This is a genomic window from Pseudarthrobacter sp. LT1, assembly GCF_035621795.1.
Classification (GTDB): domain Bacteria; phylum Actinomycetota; class Actinomycetes; order Actinomycetales; family Micrococcaceae; genus Arthrobacter.
The window spans coordinates 2,752,181-2,767,715 of sequence record NZ_CP141830.1 but is presented as its reverse complement, the minus strand read 5'-3'; the positions used below and the strand labels follow the sequence as shown (position 1 = coordinate 2,767,715).

At 66.8% G+C, this 15,535-nt stretch carries 15 protein-coding genes and 1 riboswitch; of the genes, 12 read left to right on the top strand and 3 right to left on the bottom strand.

Annotation, left to right across the window (positions count from 1 at the left end):
- Positions 1–32 precede the first annotated feature (32 nt).
- Positions 33–1,238, top strand: a complete 1,206-nt coding sequence (gene ftsY, locus VIK36_RS13040; protein WP_324642216.1) for a signal recognition particle-docking protein FtsY — start codon at positions 33–35, stop codon at positions 1,236–1,238.
- Positions 1,239–1,325: 87 nt separating this feature from the next.
- Here the strand turns inward: ftsY and VIK36_RS13035 are convergent, their stop codons facing one another.
- A complete protein-coding gene (locus VIK36_RS13035; RefSeq protein ID WP_255172505.1) occupies positions 1,326–2,567 on the bottom strand; it encodes an MFS transporter in 1,242 nt (413 codons plus the stop codon).
- Positions 2,568–2,793: 226 nt separating this feature from the next.
- Here VIK36_RS13035 and VIK36_RS13030 point away from each other — a divergent pair, with 226 nt between their 5' ends.
- Together VIK36_RS13030 and VIK36_RS13025 are read left to right on the top strand one after the other, a co-directional pair.
- A complete protein-coding gene (locus tag VIK36_RS13030; RefSeq protein WP_324642215.1) occupies positions 2,794–4,146 on the top strand; it encodes an ammonium transporter in 1,353 nt (450 codons plus the stop codon).
- Positions 4,143–4,481, top strand: a complete 339-nt coding sequence (locus VIK36_RS13025; RefSeq protein WP_159631736.1) for a P-II family nitrogen regulator — start codon at positions 4,143–4,145, stop codon at positions 4,479–4,481. The genes VIK36_RS13030 and VIK36_RS13025 overlap by 4 nt, the downstream gene beginning before the upstream one ends.
- Positions 4,482–4,578: 97 nt before the next feature.
- On the opposite strand, the gene VIK36_RS13020 is transcribed toward VIK36_RS13025, so the two are convergent.
- The gene (locus VIK36_RS13020; RefSeq protein ID WP_324642214.1) at positions 4,579–5,982 is read right to left on the bottom strand and encodes a glucose-6-phosphate dehydrogenase; all 1,404 of its coding nucleotides are present in this window, start codon (positions 5,980–5,982) and stop codon (positions 4,579–4,581) included.
- 84 nt (positions 5,983–6,066) lie between these two features.
- Here VIK36_RS13020 and ffh point away from each other — a divergent pair, with 84 nt between their 5' ends.
- Together ffh and VIK36_RS13010 are read left to right on the top strand one after the other, a co-directional pair.
- Positions 6,067–7,650 (top strand): signal recognition particle protein, encoded by a 1,584-nt coding sequence (gene ffh, locus VIK36_RS13015; protein ID WP_255172502.1) that lies wholly within the window; start codon positions 6,067–6,069, stop codon positions 7,648–7,650.
- Between the two features lie 103 nt (positions 7,651–7,753).
- On the top strand, positions 7,754–8,488 hold the full coding sequence (locus VIK36_RS13010) for an alpha/beta hydrolase (RefSeq protein ID WP_324642213.1): 735 nt from the start codon (positions 7,754–7,756) through the stop codon (positions 8,486–8,488).
- On the opposite strand, the gene thiC is transcribed toward VIK36_RS13010, so the two are convergent.
- On the bottom strand, positions 8,485–10,311 hold the full coding sequence (thiC, locus tag VIK36_RS13005) for a phosphomethylpyrimidine synthase ThiC (RefSeq protein ID WP_420716210.1): 1,827 nt from the start codon (positions 10,309–10,311) through the stop codon (positions 8,485–8,487). The genes VIK36_RS13010 and thiC overlap by 4 nt on opposite strands.
- A riboswitch (TPP riboswitch) is annotated at positions 10,307–10,414 on the bottom strand. It overlaps the preceding gene by 5 nt.
- A gap of 77 nt (positions 10,415–10,491) precedes the next feature.
- Here thiC and VIK36_RS13000 point away from each other — a divergent pair.
- The 7 genes from VIK36_RS13000 to trmD all read left to right on the top strand — a co-directional run bounded on the left by VIK36_RS13000 (position 10,492) and on the right by trmD (position 15,529).
- Complete coding sequence (locus VIK36_RS13000) at positions 10,492–11,574, top strand: amidohydrolase family protein (RefSeq protein ID WP_324642212.1); 1,083 nt, start codon at positions 10,492–10,494, stop codon at positions 11,572–11,574.
- A gap of 98 nt (positions 11,575–11,672) precedes the next feature.
- Complete coding sequence (locus VIK36_RS12995) at positions 11,673–12,548, top strand: VOC family protein (RefSeq protein ID WP_324642211.1); 876 nt, start codon at positions 11,673–11,675, stop codon at positions 12,546–12,548.
- 141 nt (positions 12,549–12,689) lie between these two features.
- A complete protein-coding gene (locus VIK36_RS12990; RefSeq protein ID WP_324642210.1) occupies positions 12,690–13,142 on the top strand; it encodes a hypothetical protein in 453 nt (150 codons plus the stop codon).
- Between the two features lie 246 nt (positions 13,143–13,388).
- A complete protein-coding gene (gene rpsP, locus VIK36_RS12985; protein ID WP_255172500.1) occupies positions 13,389–13,811 on the top strand; it encodes a 30S ribosomal protein S16 in 423 nt (140 codons plus the stop codon).
- Position 13,812: 1 nt separating this feature from the next.
- Positions 13,813–14,055, top strand: coding sequence for an RNA-binding protein (locus tag VIK36_RS12980; RefSeq protein WP_013601399.1), 243 nt, complete (start codon positions 13,813–13,815; stop codon positions 14,053–14,055).
- 115 nt (positions 14,056–14,170) lie between these two features.
- Positions 14,171–14,716 carry a ribosome maturation factor RimM gene (gene rimM / locus VIK36_RS12975; protein ID WP_324642208.1) on the top strand — a complete coding sequence of 182 codons (546 nt, stop codon included), beginning with the start codon at positions 14,171–14,173 and terminating at the stop codon, positions 14,714–14,716.
- Positions 14,717–15,529 (top strand): tRNA (guanosine(37)-N1)-methyltransferase TrmD, encoded by an 813-nt coding sequence (trmD, locus tag VIK36_RS12970; RefSeq protein WP_324642206.1) that lies wholly within the window; start codon positions 14,717–14,719, stop codon positions 15,527–15,529. It abuts the gene before it with no gap.
- The last annotated feature ends 6 nt before the right edge of the window (positions 15,530–15,535 follow it).

Here is a 15,535-nt window from a genome sequence, read left to right as displayed (position 1 = left end):
AGCGGGCGGGCCGTTTGTGAGAAGCTAGGGGAGTGAATGACATCCTTCCCATTGTCCTGTCCATTCTTGCTGCGCTGGTGGTCATCGGCGGGCTGATTCCGGTCCTGCTCAAGACGCGGAGGAACATCACCCGCTACCCGGGCACCAGGGATGCCAACGACCCCGAAATCCGCTCCGGCGGAAGCACGGCGGTGGCGGACCGCGAGGGAACCATCGAGGGCACGGTTCCGCAGAGGGTGGACCTCGACGGGTTGGACACCACCACCGTTCCGGACAATGCGGCCGGGCTGGAAACCATTCCCGTCGAAACCCCGCTGCCCGTCGCCGGCCGCCTGGCCCGACTTCGGGAACGGCTGGCCCGCTCCAACAACGTCATGGGCAAGGGCCTGCTGGCGCTGCTGTCCAGCGACCGGATCGACGAGAGCGTCTGGGATGAAGTGGAGGAAACCCTCCTCCTCGCGGACCTGGGCACTGAACCCACCATGCAGCTGGTGGACGCCCTCCGGGAGCGCGTCAAGGTACTGGGCACCCGCACCCCGGAACACGTCAAGACCATGCTCCGGGAAGAACTCATCAAGCTTGTGGACCCCACCATGGACCGCAGCCTCAACGTGCAGCGGCACGCCGATAAGCCCGCCGTGATGATGGTGGTGGGCGTGAACGGCGTGGGCAAGACCACCACCGTGGGCAAGCTGGCACGTGTGCTGGTGGCCGAGGACAAGGACGTCCTGCTGGGCGCCGCGGACACCTTCCGCGCCGCTGCCGCTGAGCAGCTGGCCACGTGGGGCCAGCGCGTGGGCGTTCCCACCGTGAAGTCCGACATCGACGGCGCCGACCCCGCCTCGGTTGCCTACGAGGCAGTGAAAGCCGGTATCGAGCAGGAAGTCGACGTGGTCATGATCGACACCGCCGGGCGCCTGCAGAACAAGGTGGGCCTGATGGACGAACTGGGCAAGGTCAAGCGCGTCGTGGAGAAGCTGGCCGAGGTGGACGAAGTCCTGCTGGTGCTCGATGCCACCACCGGCCAGAACGGCCTGAACCAGGCGCGGGTCTTCTCGGAGGTAGTCAACATCACCGGCATCGTCCTGACCAAGCTGGACGGAACCGCCAAGGGCGGCATCGTCGTCGCCATCCAGAAAACCCTGGGCGTGCCCGTCAAGCTCATTGGACTGGGCGAAGGCGCCGACGACCTGGCCCCCTTCGACACCGAAGGCTTTGTTGACGCCCTGCTGAACTGACCTGCAAAACTCAGCTTCTGCGGTGAGCTGTTGAATAGGCAGCTGAACCGGCCTGCTGCACGAGTTTGCCGTTGCCCGCACCGCAGGCTAGCTGCCTGCGGTGCGCAGTGTCTCGCGGGTGGGCAGCCAGCCGGCGGCTGCAAGGAGCATGACCCCGCCGGTCACGCCGAAAGCCCAGCCGAACCCCAGCCCGTCGGCCAGCATTCCCGCCACGAGCGGCCCAACGATCGCTCCGACGTCGGACGTCATCTGGTACACCGCCAGCACCTTGCCTCCGGACCGCGCGTTGCCGATGACATCGGCGACGGCGGCCTGCTGGGCGGGACCGAAAAGACCGGACCCGACGCCGGCGAGCGTGGACGCTGCCAGGAACCAGGGCAGGTCTGAGGTGATGCCGATGGCTGCAGTGGACAGGGCCGCCACCAGGAGGCCGGAGATCATCATGGGCTTTCGCCCCACCGAGTCCGCCAGCCGTCCCGAGAAGGTCAAGGCAGCGGCATTGCCGGCAGCGAACACTGCCAATGCCAGGCCCGCGGCCTGCGGGCCTGCTCCGAAGGCCGCCGCAGCGAACAGCGGCACCGTTGCCATCCGGACGCCAAAGGTAGCCCACCCGTTGGCAAAGCTGGAGACCAGGGCGGACCTGTAGGTTCCCACAGCCAGCGCTTCGCCAAAGCGCATGTCCGGGGCGCGGTCCTGTACTTCGGCGCCTCCCCGGCGCTGGTGGCTCAGCTGGGTCTGGACGACGAACGCGGCCACAAGCAGCGCAGCGGCGTAGGCAAGGAACGGGACCCGCAGGCCCAGTCCCGCCAGCAGGCCGCCCACAATCGGCCCGCACACATTTCCGATCAGGAAGGCCGATGCGTAGGCTCCGGAAACCCTGCCCCTGCTTTTGGGCGGCGCCAGCCGGACCACCAGGGCCATTGATGCCACCGTGAACATCACAGACCCGGCCCCGCCCAGCCCGCGGAAAAGCAGCAGCTGCCAGTAGTCCTGGGCAAATGCGCACGCCGCAGTGGACAGCGCCACAATCAGCAGCCCGGCGACATAGATGGGACGTTCCCCACGCCTGCCGATCAGGGCGCCCCCGGCAGGGGCGAACGCCAGGCGCATGAAGGCGAAGATGGCCACGATAACGGCGGCCTCAGTGTTCCCCACCCCGAAGGTTGTTGCGAACTGCGGCAATACCGGCGCAACAAGCCCGAAGCCAAGCGCGATCAGGAACGCGGCAGCCAGCATCACCTTGATGTCGCGGGGGAGTTTCTCCCGCTGCGGCCTTAGCCGGGCCAAAAACCTCGAAGTGGCGCCGCTTGCGCGGGGTGGTGCCGTCATGGTGCAGGAGTCCTTGCTGGAAAGGGAGCCGGGTGGCTGCGCGGGTGCGGAAACATAACCGTAACAAGGCGGATATGCACCATTTACTTCCTAGAGGTTGTTGTAACAGGCCGGCAATCTAAATCCTCCGCGGGCGAAACACGCCGCCCACACACTCATTACAGGACGCAAAAAGGCGTTGGCAGGCGGAGTATTCCGCAAGATTCGATGAGAGAGGACGTGCACCATGGAACTTACCGCAGGTCACGTTTGGGTCATGGTAGCGGCAGCTCTCGTGCTGTTCATGACACCCGGTCTGGCATTTTTCTACGGCGGCATGACCCGCGCCAAGGCAGCCCTGAACATGATGATGATGAGCTTCATCTCCATCGGCATGGTGGGCGTCGTCTGGGTCCTGTGGGGCGCCTCCATGAGCTCCGGGGAAGGGTTCATGGAAATTGTGGGCAACCCGTTCGCCACATTCGGCCTTGAGGGGATCAATACCCCCGACGGCCTGATCAAGGTGGGCTACGCAGCCACCTTCGCCATCATCACCGTGGCACTGATCAGCGGGGCCATCGCCGACCGCGCCAAGTTCGGCGCCTGGTCCGTGTTCGTTCCCGTCTGGGTCACGCTGGTGTACTGCCCGCTGGCCTACATGGTGTGGGGCGGCGGCCTCTTCGGCCCCGAAGGCGCCATCGGCAAGGCCCTCGGCCCGGCCATCGACTTCGCCGGCGGCACCGTGGTCCACATCAATGCGGGTGTTGCCGCGCTGATCCTGGTCCTGATCATCGGCAACCGCAAGGGCTTCGGCAAGGACCCCAACCACCGCCCGCACAACATCCCGTTCGTCATGCTCGGCGCAGCCATCCTCTGGTTCGGCTGGTTCGGCTTCAACGGCGGCGCGGCCACCACTGCCGAACAGGGCGGCCTCATCTGGATCAACACCCTCGCAGCCCCGGCAGCGGCCATGCTCGGCTGGCTCGTCACCGAACGCATCCGCGACGGACACCCCACCTCGCTCGGTGCCGCGTCCGGCGTCGTGGCCGGCCTCGTGGCCATCACCCCCGCCTGCGCCAACGTCAGCCCGGTCGGTGCCCTTGGCCTCGGCGTGGTCGCCGGTGTCGCCTCAGCCCTCGCCGTTGGCCTGAAGTTCCGCTGGGGCTTCGATGACTCCCTGGACGTCGTCGGCGTCCACCTCGTCTCCGGCATCATCGGCACCGTGGCCCTGGGCTTCATCGCACTGCCCACCGCCGGTGTTGGCGGCGGCCTCTTCTACGGCGGCGGACTCACCCAGCTGTGGGCACAGCTCGCGGCAGCCGGAATCGCCATTGCCTACTCAGCGGTCCTGACGTCCATCATTGCGCTGGCCATCCACAAGACCATGGGCTTCCGGGTCTCGCAGGAACAGGAAACGGTGGGTGTGGACCTCAGCCTGCACGCCGAGACTGCCTACGAGTTCGGTCTCAGCGGCCACGGTGGAAGCTTCCAGCCGCTGCACGACATGATCACCGGCAAGGGCCAGGGCGAGACGGTCCAGGCAGCATCCGGTGCGCAAAAGGCACAGCCGGCAACAGGTAAGGAAAGCGTGGGGGCATGAAACTGATCACTGCAATCGTCAGGCCGGAAAAGCTCGAAGCCATCAGGGAGGGCCTGGAAGCCTACGGCGTGCAGGGCCTGACCGTCAGCGCGGCAAGCGGGTACGGCCGGCAGCGCGGCTACACCGAGGTCTACCGCGGAGCGGAATACAACGTGGACCTCCTGCCCAAGATCCGGGTGGAAGTCCTGGCCACGGACGAACAGGCCGACGACATCCTGGACGTGATCATTGCCAGTTCCAACACCGGCCGGGCCGGGGACGGCAAGGTCTGGACCATGGACGTCCATGAGGCAGTGCGCGTCCGGACCGGGGAACGCGGAGTGGCCGCCATCTAGGCGGGGCGGCACGGTCCCCAGCAGGGCAACAACTGAAGACTGATGCAGGACGGGCGGGAACCGAAAGGTTCCCGCCCGTCCTGTCTGCCGTGAAAGCTCAGTCCTTGTGCCGGTTGGTGGGCCACGACGCCGGGCCGGCCGATCCGGCGTCGTACTCCTCCAAGGGAACTTTGCCCTGTTCCCAGGCCTTGAGCACGGGCTCGACAATCCGCCAGCAGTCCTCGGCAGTGTCGCTTCGGACGGACAGCAGCGGGTCGCCGGTCAGGACACCTTCCAGCACTTCACCGTAGGGCAGGAGCTCGGAGGCGCTCAGTTCCGCTTCCAGGGTGACCCGGCCCAGGCTGAAGATGTTTCCGGGACCGTTGACGTCGACGTCGAACTCCAGCGTGTCCGGACCAAAGCCGATCCGCAGCTGGTTGGGGGAGTCCACCCCGGTAAAGCCCTGCGGGAGGTGGGGCACCGGAAGGAAGGTGACCACCGCTTCCTTCCGCTTGTCGCCCAGGGCCTTGCCCGAGCGGAGGATGAAGGGGACGCCCCGCCAGCGCCAGTTGTCGATGTCCACCTGGATCTCGGCGAGGGTTTCCGTGCCCCGCGCAGGGTCCACCCCGTCCTCCTTCGCATAGTCCGGCACCTCCTTGCCTGCCACCGAACCCGCCGTGTAGCGCGCCCGCCGCGTTGAGTCGGTGAAGGGGGCCCTGACGCTGCTGGCGCGGAGGACGGCGGAGACCGCGTCCCGGAGGTCGCGCTCGCCGATGGTGGCAGGCGGTTCAATCGCCATGATGGCCATGACCTGCAGGAGGTGGCTCTGGATCATGTCACGGAGCGCGCCGGCGCCGTCGTAGTAGCGGGCACGGCCTTCCAGCGCCAGGTCCTCGTCGAAGAAGATCTCCACCTTTTCCACGTGCTGCCGGTTCCAGACGGGTTCAAGGAAGTTGTTGGCGAACCGCAGTCCCAGGATGTTCAGGACCGTGGCCTTGCCCAAAAAGTGGTCCACCCGGTGGATGTGGTCCTCCGGGACGAGGCGGCTCAGGGTCCGGTTCAGGGAACGGGCCGACTCCTCACTGGAGCCGAACGGCTTCTCCATCACCAGGCGGGTGCCTTCCGGCACCTCCGCAGGCTGGAGCGTCTCGCAGGCCAGTTGGCTGATCCGGGGCGGAAGGGCGAAGTAGACGGCCACCGGGCCCTGCAGCCCGGCGAGCAGGGCAGCAAGGGCACCCTTGGCCGTGACGTCCACCTGGTGGTAGGCCGTCTCCTTCTGCATGGCCTCCAGGGCGTCTTTCCCCGGCTGGTCTGCTGTGCCGGCCGCCGCGGCAAAGGACGACTCCACCCGCTCCCGCCACTGTTCCGGTGTCCACGGATCCGAACCCGCGCCCACCAGGCTGAGGCCCTCCGCCCGGCCTGCCGCAACAAGGCGGGCGAGGCCCGGCAGGAGGAGCCGGCCGGTGAGGTCGCCCGAGGCGCCGAGGATGAGCAGGGTCTTGACAGTTGTTTGGCTCGTCATTTTGCCAGCATGCCATCTACCGTGCCTGACTTGATACCCTAGATAGTCGAGTCCCGATCATCTCCTGAAAGAAGTTCACGGCGCGTGTTCAATTCACTCTCTGACCGGTTGACAGCAACCTTCAAGAATCTCCGCGGCAAGGGCCGCCTGACGGAGGCCGATGTTGATGCCACTGTCCGCGAGATCCGCCGTGCCCTTTTGGACGCCGACGTCGCCGTTCCGGTGGTCCGGGAGTTCACCGGGCGGGTCCGCGAACGGGCGCTGGGCGCCGAGGTATCGGCTGCGCTGAACCCGAGCCAGCAGATCGTCAAGATCGTCAACGAGGAACTCCAGGAGATCCTCGGCGGAGAGACCCGCAGGATCCGGCTGGCAAAGAACGGCCCCACGGTCATCATGCTCGCCGGCCTCCAGGGCGCGGGCAAGACCACCCTCGCCGGCAAGCTGTCGAAGTGGCTGAAGGCCCAGGGCCACAGCCCCATACTGGTGGCCTGCGACCTCCAGCGCCCCAATGCTGTCACCCAGCTCCAGGTGGTGGGCCAGCGCGCCAATGTGCCGGTCTTCGCCCCGCACCCCGGAGCCACCTCCACCGAGCTGGACCAGCCCGCCGGTGACCCGGTCGCCGTCGCCCGTGCCGGCGTCGAGGAAGCCCGCCAGAAGCTGCACGACGTCGTCATCGTCGACACCGCCGGACGCCTCGGCGTGGACGCCGGCATGATGGAGCAGGCCCGCCAGATCCGCCGCGCCATCGTGCCCAACGAAGTCCTGTTCGTGATCGACTCCATGATCGGCCAGGACGCCGTCAACACGGCGCTTGCCTTCGATGAAGGCGTCAACTTCACTGGCATCGTGCTGTCCAAGCTCGACGGCGACGCCCGGGGTGGTGCCGCGCTCTCCGTCGCGTCGGTCACCGGCAAGCCCGTCATGTTCGCTTCCACCGGTGAAGGCCTGGACGACTTCGAGCTGTTCCACCCGGACCGGATGGCCTCGCGCATCCTGGACATGGGTGACATCCTCACGCTCATCGAGCAGGCCGAAAAGGCCTGGGACAAAGACGAAGCTGCCCGCATGGCGAAGAAGTTCGCCGACCAGGAAGACTTCACCCTCGAAGACTTCCTGGCTCAGATGCAGCAGATCCGCAACATGGGCTCCATGAAGAAGATGCTCATGATGATGCCGGGCGCGCAGAACATCCGGCAGCAGCTGGAACAGTTCGACGAGCGGGAGATCGACCGCGTCGAGGCGATCGTCCGGTCCATGACCCCCCACGAGCGGCTGGCCCCCAAGATCATCAACGGCTCACGCCGCGCCCGCATCGCCCGTGGTTCCGGTGTCCACGTCTCCGAGGTCAACGGCCTGCTGGAGCGCTTCGCCCAGGCCCAGAAGATGATGAAGAAGATGGCCCAGGGCGGCATGCCGGGAATGCCCGGGATGCCCGGCCTGCCCGGAGCCGGCGGCGGTGCGCGCAAGAACGCCAAGAACGCGCCGAAGAAAAAGCCAAAGTCCGGAAACCCGGCGAAGGCTGCGCAGGAGCGTAAGGAAGCCGAAGCCCGCCGTGCCAACGCTGCCAAGGCGCTGCCCACAGGAGCGGCCTTCGGCCAGCAGGGCGGCGACTTCGACCCGTCCCAGCTGAACCTTCCCAAGGGCTTCGACAAGTTCATGGGCAAGTAGCAGTTCCCCAACATCGGGAAGCGCCAGGTGACGTTTTGACCTCTCAAGACGACACCTGGCGCTTTTTCGTTGGGATGTCGGCACCGTGGAATAGGGTTGGGACATGTTCAAGCAGAGGGTAGTGTTCGTGCACGGCGCCGGTACCTTTGGCGCCGCCGCATGGCCCCGCCAGCACGGCATGGCACTGGCCTATGATGCCCTGTTCCTCCGCAGGCACGGCTACGATTCCGCCGCGGAGCCGCTGGAATCCTCCTTCACGGAAGACACCGCGATCATCCTGGGGTCGCTTGCCGACGATGGCCGCGGGGCCGCCGGCGGACATGTGGTGGCACACTCCCAGGGGGCGATCCCCGCCATGATGGCCGCGGTGGAACGTCCGGACCTGGTCTTTTCGCTGACCCTGGTGGAGCCGGCCTGCCTGTCGCTGACGGCGGAGCTGCCGGCCACGGCCGCGCACATCAGCCTGATGCAGCCGCTTTTCGACGTCCGCCACCAGCTCAGTGACGACGACTTCCAGCGCGAATTCGTCCGCCGCGTCTACGCCACCGACCTCCAGCAGCCGGCCACCATCGAGGAAAAACGCTCCGCCCGCAGGCTCAGGCTCCAGGCGCCATCCTGGGAGGCGCCGCTGCATATTGTTCCCGGTGTCCCCACGCTGGTCCTGACTGGTGGCTGGGAGCCGCTTTACGAGGAAATTGCCGGGTACCTCAGGGAGACCGGTGCCCTGCACCGCGTTGCCGCGGGAGGGCACCGGCCCCAGGACTCCCTGGACGGGGACCGGGTCATCCGCCAGTTCATCAGCGGGGTCAGCCGGAGCCAGCCCGCCCGGGCGTCCTAGCTGCCGGCAGCGACCGTCGGCTCCGGCAGGTACACCTTGCCGCCCTTGGCCAGGAACTCCTGGCTCTTCTCCCGCATGCCGGAGGCCATGTCCGCCAGTGCCGCCTGCGAGTCTGCCGACCCGTATTCGTCACGGATATCCTGGCTGATCCGCATGGAGCAGAACTTGGGCCCGCACATGGAACAGAAGTGCGCCGTCTTGGCTGGTTCAGCGGGAAGCGTCTCGTCGTGGAACGCCTCCGCGGTCACAGGATCCAGGGACAGGGCGAACTGGTCGCGCCAGCGGAATTCGAACCGTGCCTTGGACAGGGCATCGTCCCGTTCGTGCGCCCCCGGGTGGCCCTTGGCCAGGTCCGCCGCGTGCGCCGCGATCTTGTAGGTGATGACACCCGTCTTGACGTCGTCCTTGTTGGGCAGCCCCAGATGTTCCTTTGGTGTGACGTAGCAGAGCATGGCTGTCCCGTACCGGGCAATCTCGGTGGCGCCGATTGCCGACGTGATGTGGTCGTAGCCGGGAGCGATGTCGGTGACCAGCGGGCCCAGGGTATAGAAGGGCGCACCCTTGCACAGCTCCTGCTGCCGTTCCACGTTCTCACGGACCAGGTGGAAGGGAACGTGGCCCGGCCCCTCCACCATCACCTGGACGTCATACTCCCAGGCCCGCTGCGTCAGCTCGGCGAGCGTGTCCAGCTCCGCGAACTGCGCGGCGTCGTTGGCGTCCGCCGTGGAACCGGGGCGGAGGCCGTCACCCAGCGAGAAGGCGACGTCGTATTTGGCGAAGATTTCGCACAGCTCATCGAAGTGCGTGTACAGGAAGTTCTCCTGGTGGTGGGCCAGGCACCAGCCCGCCATGATGGAGCCACCGCGCGAGACAATGCCGGTGACGCGGTTGGCGGTCAGCGGAACATAGCGGAGCAGCACGCCAGCGTGGATGGTCATGTAGTCCACACCCTGTTCGCACTGTTCGATCACCGTGTCCCGGAAGATCTCCCAGGTGAGGGCGTTGGCCTCGCCGTTGACCTTTTCCAGCGCCTGGTAGATCGGCACCGTCCCGATCGGCACGGGGGAGTTGCGGATGATCCACTCCCGCGTGGTGTGGATGTCGTCGCCGGTGGAGAGGTCCATGACGGTGTCGGCACCCCACTGGGTGGCCCACTGCAGCTTGTCCACCTCCTCCGCGATGGAGCTCGTCACCGCAGAGTTGCCAATGTTCGCGTTGATCTTCACCAGGAAAGCCTTGCCAATGATCATCGGCTCGGATTCCGGATGGTTGATGTTGTTCGGGATGATGGCCCTGCCGGCAGCAACCTCGCTGCGGACCAGCTCAACGTCGCAGTTTTCGCGCAGCGCCACGAACCGCATTTCCTGAGTGACGATTCCCTGCCGGGCATAGTGCATCTGCGTCACCGTCCGGCCGTCGACGGCGCGGCGGGGCACCGGCTGTGCGCCCTTCCACTCCGCGGAGGCGGCGCCGCGGCGTACGGCCGACCGGCCGTCATCGAGCAGGTTGCGCTCCCGGCCGCCGTAGGGCTCGGTGTCCCCGCGCGCCGCGATCCACCCTGAGCGGAAGGGCTGCAGCCCGCGGACGGGGTCGCTGCCGGGCCCCGCAGTCCGGTAAGTCCGGAAGGGTGCGTTCGGCTGGCCGTTGGGTGACGGTTCAAGGGCAATTTCCGTCACAGGTACCCGGATCCCGGACGCCTCATCCGCAAGGTAGGCGAGGGAATGGGACTTCAGGGACTGGGTCACGGGCTGTTCCGATGCGTCGCCGGGCTCCCCGGCGGACGGCAGCAGGGCAGGGTTCAACTGGGTGTTTTGCGTACTCAAGGGAATACTCACTTCCTTCGCCGGCATTACCCGGACAGGTTCAACGGTCGCAGGCTGCGTCAGCCCGATCTCAGCCCCTGCAAGGGCACCCGTGTGGTCAGGAACGAAGCTACCACAGGCCCCTGAACCGGGCTTGTCATAATTGCGGTGCTAGCCTGACCGGGCATCGAAAGGAGCGCCATGGCAGACATCATCCACTTCCGTGGACCCGTCCTGACCGCACCGGACCGGGTGCGGCATGGACTTTGGTCGGTGGACGGAAGGCTCACGTTCAACAAGCCGGACACTCCTCCCGGCCGGATACTCGACGGCTGGGTCCTGCCGGGCTTCGTGGACGCCCACTGCCACATCGGCCTGGGCCCCGCAGGCCCTGTGGAGCCCGCAGCCGCCAGGGACCAGGCGCAGGCGGACCTCAACGCCGGAACCCTCCTGGTCCGGGACGCCGGCTCGCCGGCGGATACCCGCTGGATGCAGGGTGGCAGGGACTTCCCGGTGTTGATCCGTGCCGGGCGCCATATCGCCCGGACGCGCCGCTACCTGCGGGGCTTCGCTGAGGAAGTTGAACCGGACGGCCTCGTGGAGGCCGTCCGCAAGCAGGCGCGCGACGGCGACGGCTGGGTCAAGCTGGTGGGCGACTGGATTGACCGCAGCGCCGGCGACCTGGCGCCGTCGTTTCCCGCCGCCGTCGTACGCGATGCCGTCCAGGCGGCGCACGACGAAGGCGCCCGGGTGACGGCGCACTGCTTCGCCGAAGACACCCTGGACCAGGTGCTGGACGCCGGCATTGACTGCGTCGAGCACGCCACCGGGCTCCTGCCCCGCCACCTGCCCCGGTTCGTGGAGCAGGGCGTACCGATCGTGCCCACGCTCATCAATATCGCCACCTTCCCCGACATTGCTGCGCAGGCGGATCCCAAGTTCCCACGCTATGCCGCGCACATGCGCGCCCTGTGGGAACGCAGGCTCGAGCGGGTGGCGGAAGCCCATGCCGCGGGCGTGCGCATCTTTGCCGGTACCGACGCCGGCAGCGTGATCCGGCACGGCAGGATCACGGACGAAATCCTGGCCCTGCACGGCGCCGGCCTGCCCATGGACGTGGCCCTCGACTCCGCCTGCTGGGCAGCACGAACGTGGCTGGGAGCGGACGGAGTGGAGGAAGGGGCCCGCGCCGACGTCGTCGTATGCCGGGAAGACCCGCGGGCGGTACCGGAGACCATTCATGCGCTGGAGCACGTGGTGCTGGGCGGGCGGATCATTCGCTGACAAACGGCTCGCAGGGACTTGGAATAAATTGAAGCTTCAAGTAATTTTAATAAATGACAGGCCGCCAATGGGACGGCCGCCAATGCTAGGAGCCTTCAATGACCGCATCAGCCAGCAGCCAGGATCTTCTTCCTGCCGACCTCGCCATGGGCACCGTGATGCTCAAGGTGGGCGACATGAAGGTCATGACCGACTACTACCAGCGTGCGCTGGGCCTTGAGGTGGTGGCCGAGCAGGACGGCGGGCTCTACCTTGGCCGCCTGGGCAGGCCGTTGGTCCACCTCGCGCCGGCTCCCGGACTGCACCTTCCCGGCAGGGGAGAAGCAGGCCTGTTCCACACTGCGCTGCTTTTCGAGGACCAGGCTTCCCTCGCCGCCACCGTCGCTACTGCTGCCCAGTACGAGCCGCGGGCCTTCACGGGCAGTGCCGACCACCTGGTCAGTGAAGCGTTCTACTTCACCGACCCCGAGGGCAACGGCATCGAGCTGTACTGGGACCGCCCCCGCAGCAACTGGTCCTGGAATGGGACCGACGTGGTCATGGACAGCCTGGCGCTCCCGCCGCAGCGCTACCTTGAGCAGTACCTCACCGAGGAGTCCCTGGAGGGCCAGCGGCAGACGGCGGCCGGCGTAGGCCACGTCCACCTCCAGGTTGGCGATGTGCAGACCGCCCGCGACTTCTATGTGGGGACGCTCGGTTTCGAAAAGACCGCAGGTTGGCACGGGCAGGCGCTTTTCGTCTCCGCAGGCCGCTACCACCACCACATGGCCATGAACGTCTGGAACAGCCGCGGCGCCGGCCCGCGCAAGGACACCCTTGGGCTGGGCGAGGTGCTCATCGAGGTACCTTCCGGCGACGACGTCGGGGCGCTGACCGACCGCCTGAAGGTTGCCGGGGTGCCCGCCCACCACACCGGTGCGGAGCTCCGGTTCGAGGACCCGTGGCGGAACCGGATCCGCGTCGCCGTCCGCTGATTGATCCCGCTCCGGGCGGCACTGAGCGGGAGGCCCGCGGGTGTGCGCCGGCCGCCCCGCAGCTACTAGGCTGATTCCGTACGGCCGGGCGGCAGGCAGCGCCCGGCGCGCAGCTCCGCCAACGGAAGAAGGGCACCAGCCATGGGCTTCACCGAGATCTTTGTCGCCACCCATGACGCCGCGCTGAAACGCGCCGGCCTCCTTGATGAAGGACGCAGCTCCGGGGACGGTGCTGCTGCCGGCCAGGCGGTGCGGATCCAGGGCATCAGCGACTTCGAGGTGGAGCAACTCGGTGATCTCGCCGGGACGGCCGTCCATGCCGGCGGGGCCGATTATGAGCTGACCATGGTCGATGTCGCCAGCGACTCCCTCCTTGCCGTTCCGCCGGCCATGGTCCGGGCCCTGGCCGACTTGCTCACCTATGAAACCGAGGGTGAAGGCAACGTCCTTGATGACGTGGCGGAGCAATGGGCCGCCCAGGAGGACATGCCGTTTGGTGCCGCCCAGGCGCGGACGTACGTGCAGCAGCTGGCGGAACTTGCTGCCGGAATCGACGATTCAGAACGGACCGGACTGTACGTCTGGTCCGCCTGACCCGTCCCGGCCCGTTCGTGGAACCTTCCGGCGGCCCGCCGGCAGTCTTCGGGCTGCCTGCTGCGCCACGGACGGCAGCGCCAAGTCGAAATAACAGCGCTCATCTGGCACAATAAACAGGTACTCGATCTGCGTGGCCCCTCTCTCCGCGTCCGGATCCTGTCCTTCGAGCCCGCAAGTATGGCCCGCCCCACGGGTGCAGAAAGCCGGGTTCACCCCTTTTCTGAAACAGGAGTGACCACAAAAGTGGCCGTAAAGATTCGCCTTAAGCGCTTCGGCAAGATGCGCGCCCCGTACTACCGCATCGTCGTCGCGGACTCACGCACCAAGCGTGACGGCCGCGCCATCGAGGAGATCGGCAAGTACCACCCCACCGAAGAGCCCTCGTACATCGAGGTCAACTCCGAGCGTGCACAGTACTGGCTCTCCGTCGGCGCACAGCCGTCCGAGCAGGTTGCCGCGATCCTGAAGATCACCGGTGACTGGCAGAAGTTCAAGGGCCTGCCGGGCCAGGAAGGCACCCTCAAGACCAAGGTCTCGAAGGAAGCCTTCGTTGCCCCGGAAAAGGGCTCGGTCATCATCCCGGAAGCCATCACCAAGAAGGCTTCCAAGTCTGACGCTGCCGAGGCCCCGGCCGACGCCGAAGCTGAGACCACCGAGGCTGAGTAGATTGCTGGCAGAAGCGCTGGAGCACCTGGTCCGCGGAATCGTTGATTCCCCGGACGACGTCAAGGTCAGTTCCAAGAGCAACCGCCGCGGGGACACCCTCGAGGTGCGCGTTCACCAGGACGACCTCGGACGGGTGATCGGCCGCCAGGGCCGCACCGCGCGCGCTCTGCGCACCGTGGTGGCTGCACTGGCCGGCGGCGAACCGGTACGGGTCGACGTCGTCGACACCGACCGTCGCCGCTGAGCGCTCGGCAATACCAGTTTTTGCTCCGGCCCCTCCACCACAGGTGGAGGGGCCGGAGTTCTTTCACAACAAAGTGCTTTCAGTAGAAACACCCCAACGCGGAACAGAGGAACAGATGCAGCTTCAGGTGGCACGGATTGGCAAGCCGCACGGCATTCGCGGGGAAGTCACCGTCCAGGTGCTGACCGACGCCCCGGAGGACCGGTTTGTCCCCGGCACGGAGTTCGTGCTTGAGCCTGCCACGGCAGGGCCCCTGACCGTCAGCAGTGCCCGGTGGAACAAGGACATCCTGCTGCTCGGTTTCGAGGAAGTGGCGGACCGGAACCAGGCCGAGACCCTCCGCGGAGCCAAGCTCTTCATTGAAACCGAAGAGCTGGACGAGGACGACGACGAGGGCTGGTACGAGCATGAACTGGTCGGCCTGGAAGCCCGGGTCGGGTCGCAGGTGGTGGGCAAGGTGACAGCCCTGAACACGATGCCGGTCCAGGACCTGCTGGTGGTCACCACCCCGGGCGGCGACGAGATCCTCATCCCGTTCGTGGAGCAGATCGTCCCCGAGGTGAACATCGAGGAAGGATTCATCCTCCTCACCCCGCCGGACGGCCTCTTCGACATCAACTCGGACGAAGCCGCCGCCCGGGAAGCCGAAGGCAACGCCTAGATGCGGATCGACGTCGTCAGTATCTTCCCCGAATACCTCGCGCCGCTCGAACTTTCACTGATCGGCAAGGCCCGCCAGGACGGCATTCTGGACCTGCATGTCCACGACCTGCGCAACTTCACCACGGACAAGCACCGTTCCGTCGATGACACCCCGTACGGCGGCGGCGCCGGCATGGTCATGAAGCCCGAGCCCTGGGCGCAGGCCCTCTCGGCAGTTGCCGGGGAACGTCCGGACCCGGACCGCAAGCCCGTGCTGATCGTCCCTTCGCCGGCCGGCGAGCGGTTCACCCAGGCCCTCGCCTACGAACTGGCCGAGGAGCAGCACCTCGCGTTTGCGTGCGGACGGTACGAGGGCATCGACGAGCGGGTCATCGAATGGGCGCAGGAGCACTTCACTGTCCGTCCGGTGAGCCTGGGCGACTACGTCCTCAACGGCGGGGAAGTGGCCGTCCTGGCCATGGTGGAGGCCATCGGCCGGCTGCTGCCCGGGGTGGTGGGAAATCCCGAGTCGCTGGTGGAGGAATCCCACTCTGACGGGCTGCTGGAGTACCCGGTCTACACCAAGCCCTCCGTCTGGCGGGACCGCGAAGTGCCCCCGGTCCTCCTCAGCGGCAACCACGGCCGGATCGCCCAGTGGCGCCGCCACGAACAGTACCGCCGGACTGCGGAGCGCCGTCCGGACCTGCTGGAAGGGTTCGACGCCGGCAGCCTCCCGCGTGCCGACCGCACCGAACTGCACAACCTGGGCTACGACGTCGTGGACGGCAGGCTTGCCCGCCGCCCCGGGACGGCAGCTGAACAGCAGGACTAGCGCCGC

Coding starts and splice junctions, on each gene's coding strand:
- VIK36_RS12990 (WP_324642210.1), top strand. CDS start 12,690: ATGGGCTTCACCGAGATCTTTGTCGCCACCCATGACGCCGCGCTGAAA.
- trmD (WP_324642206.1), top strand. CDS start 14,717: ATGCGGATCGACGTCGTCAGTATCTTCCCCGAATACCTCGCGCCGCTC.
- VIK36_RS13010 (WP_324642213.1), top strand. CDS start 7,754: ATGTTCAAGCAGAGGGTAGTGTTCGTGCACGGCGCCGGTACCTTTGGC.
- VIK36_RS13020 (WP_324642214.1), bottom strand. CDS start 5,982: ATGACGAGCCAAACAACTGTCAAGACCCTGCTCATCCTCGGCGCCTCG.
- VIK36_RS13000 (WP_324642212.1), top strand. CDS start 10,492: ATGGCAGACATCATCCACTTCCGTGGACCCGTCCTGACCGCACCGGAC.
- VIK36_RS12995 (WP_324642211.1), top strand. CDS start 11,673: ATGACCGCATCAGCCAGCAGCCAGGATCTTCTTCCTGCCGACCTCGCC.
- rimM (WP_324642208.1), top strand. CDS start 14,171: ATGCAGCTTCAGGTGGCACGGATTGGCAAGCCGCACGGCATTCGCGGG.
- VIK36_RS13030 (WP_324642215.1), top strand. CDS start 2,794: ATGGAACTTACCGCAGGTCACGTTTGGGTCATGGTAGCGGCAGCTCTC.
- VIK36_RS13025 (WP_159631736.1), top strand. CDS start 4,143: ATGAAACTGATCACTGCAATCGTCAGGCCGGAAAAGCTCGAAGCCATC.
- VIK36_RS13035 (WP_255172505.1), bottom strand. CDS start 2,567: ATGACGGCACCACCCCGCGCAAGCGGCGCCACTTCGAGGTTTTTGGCC.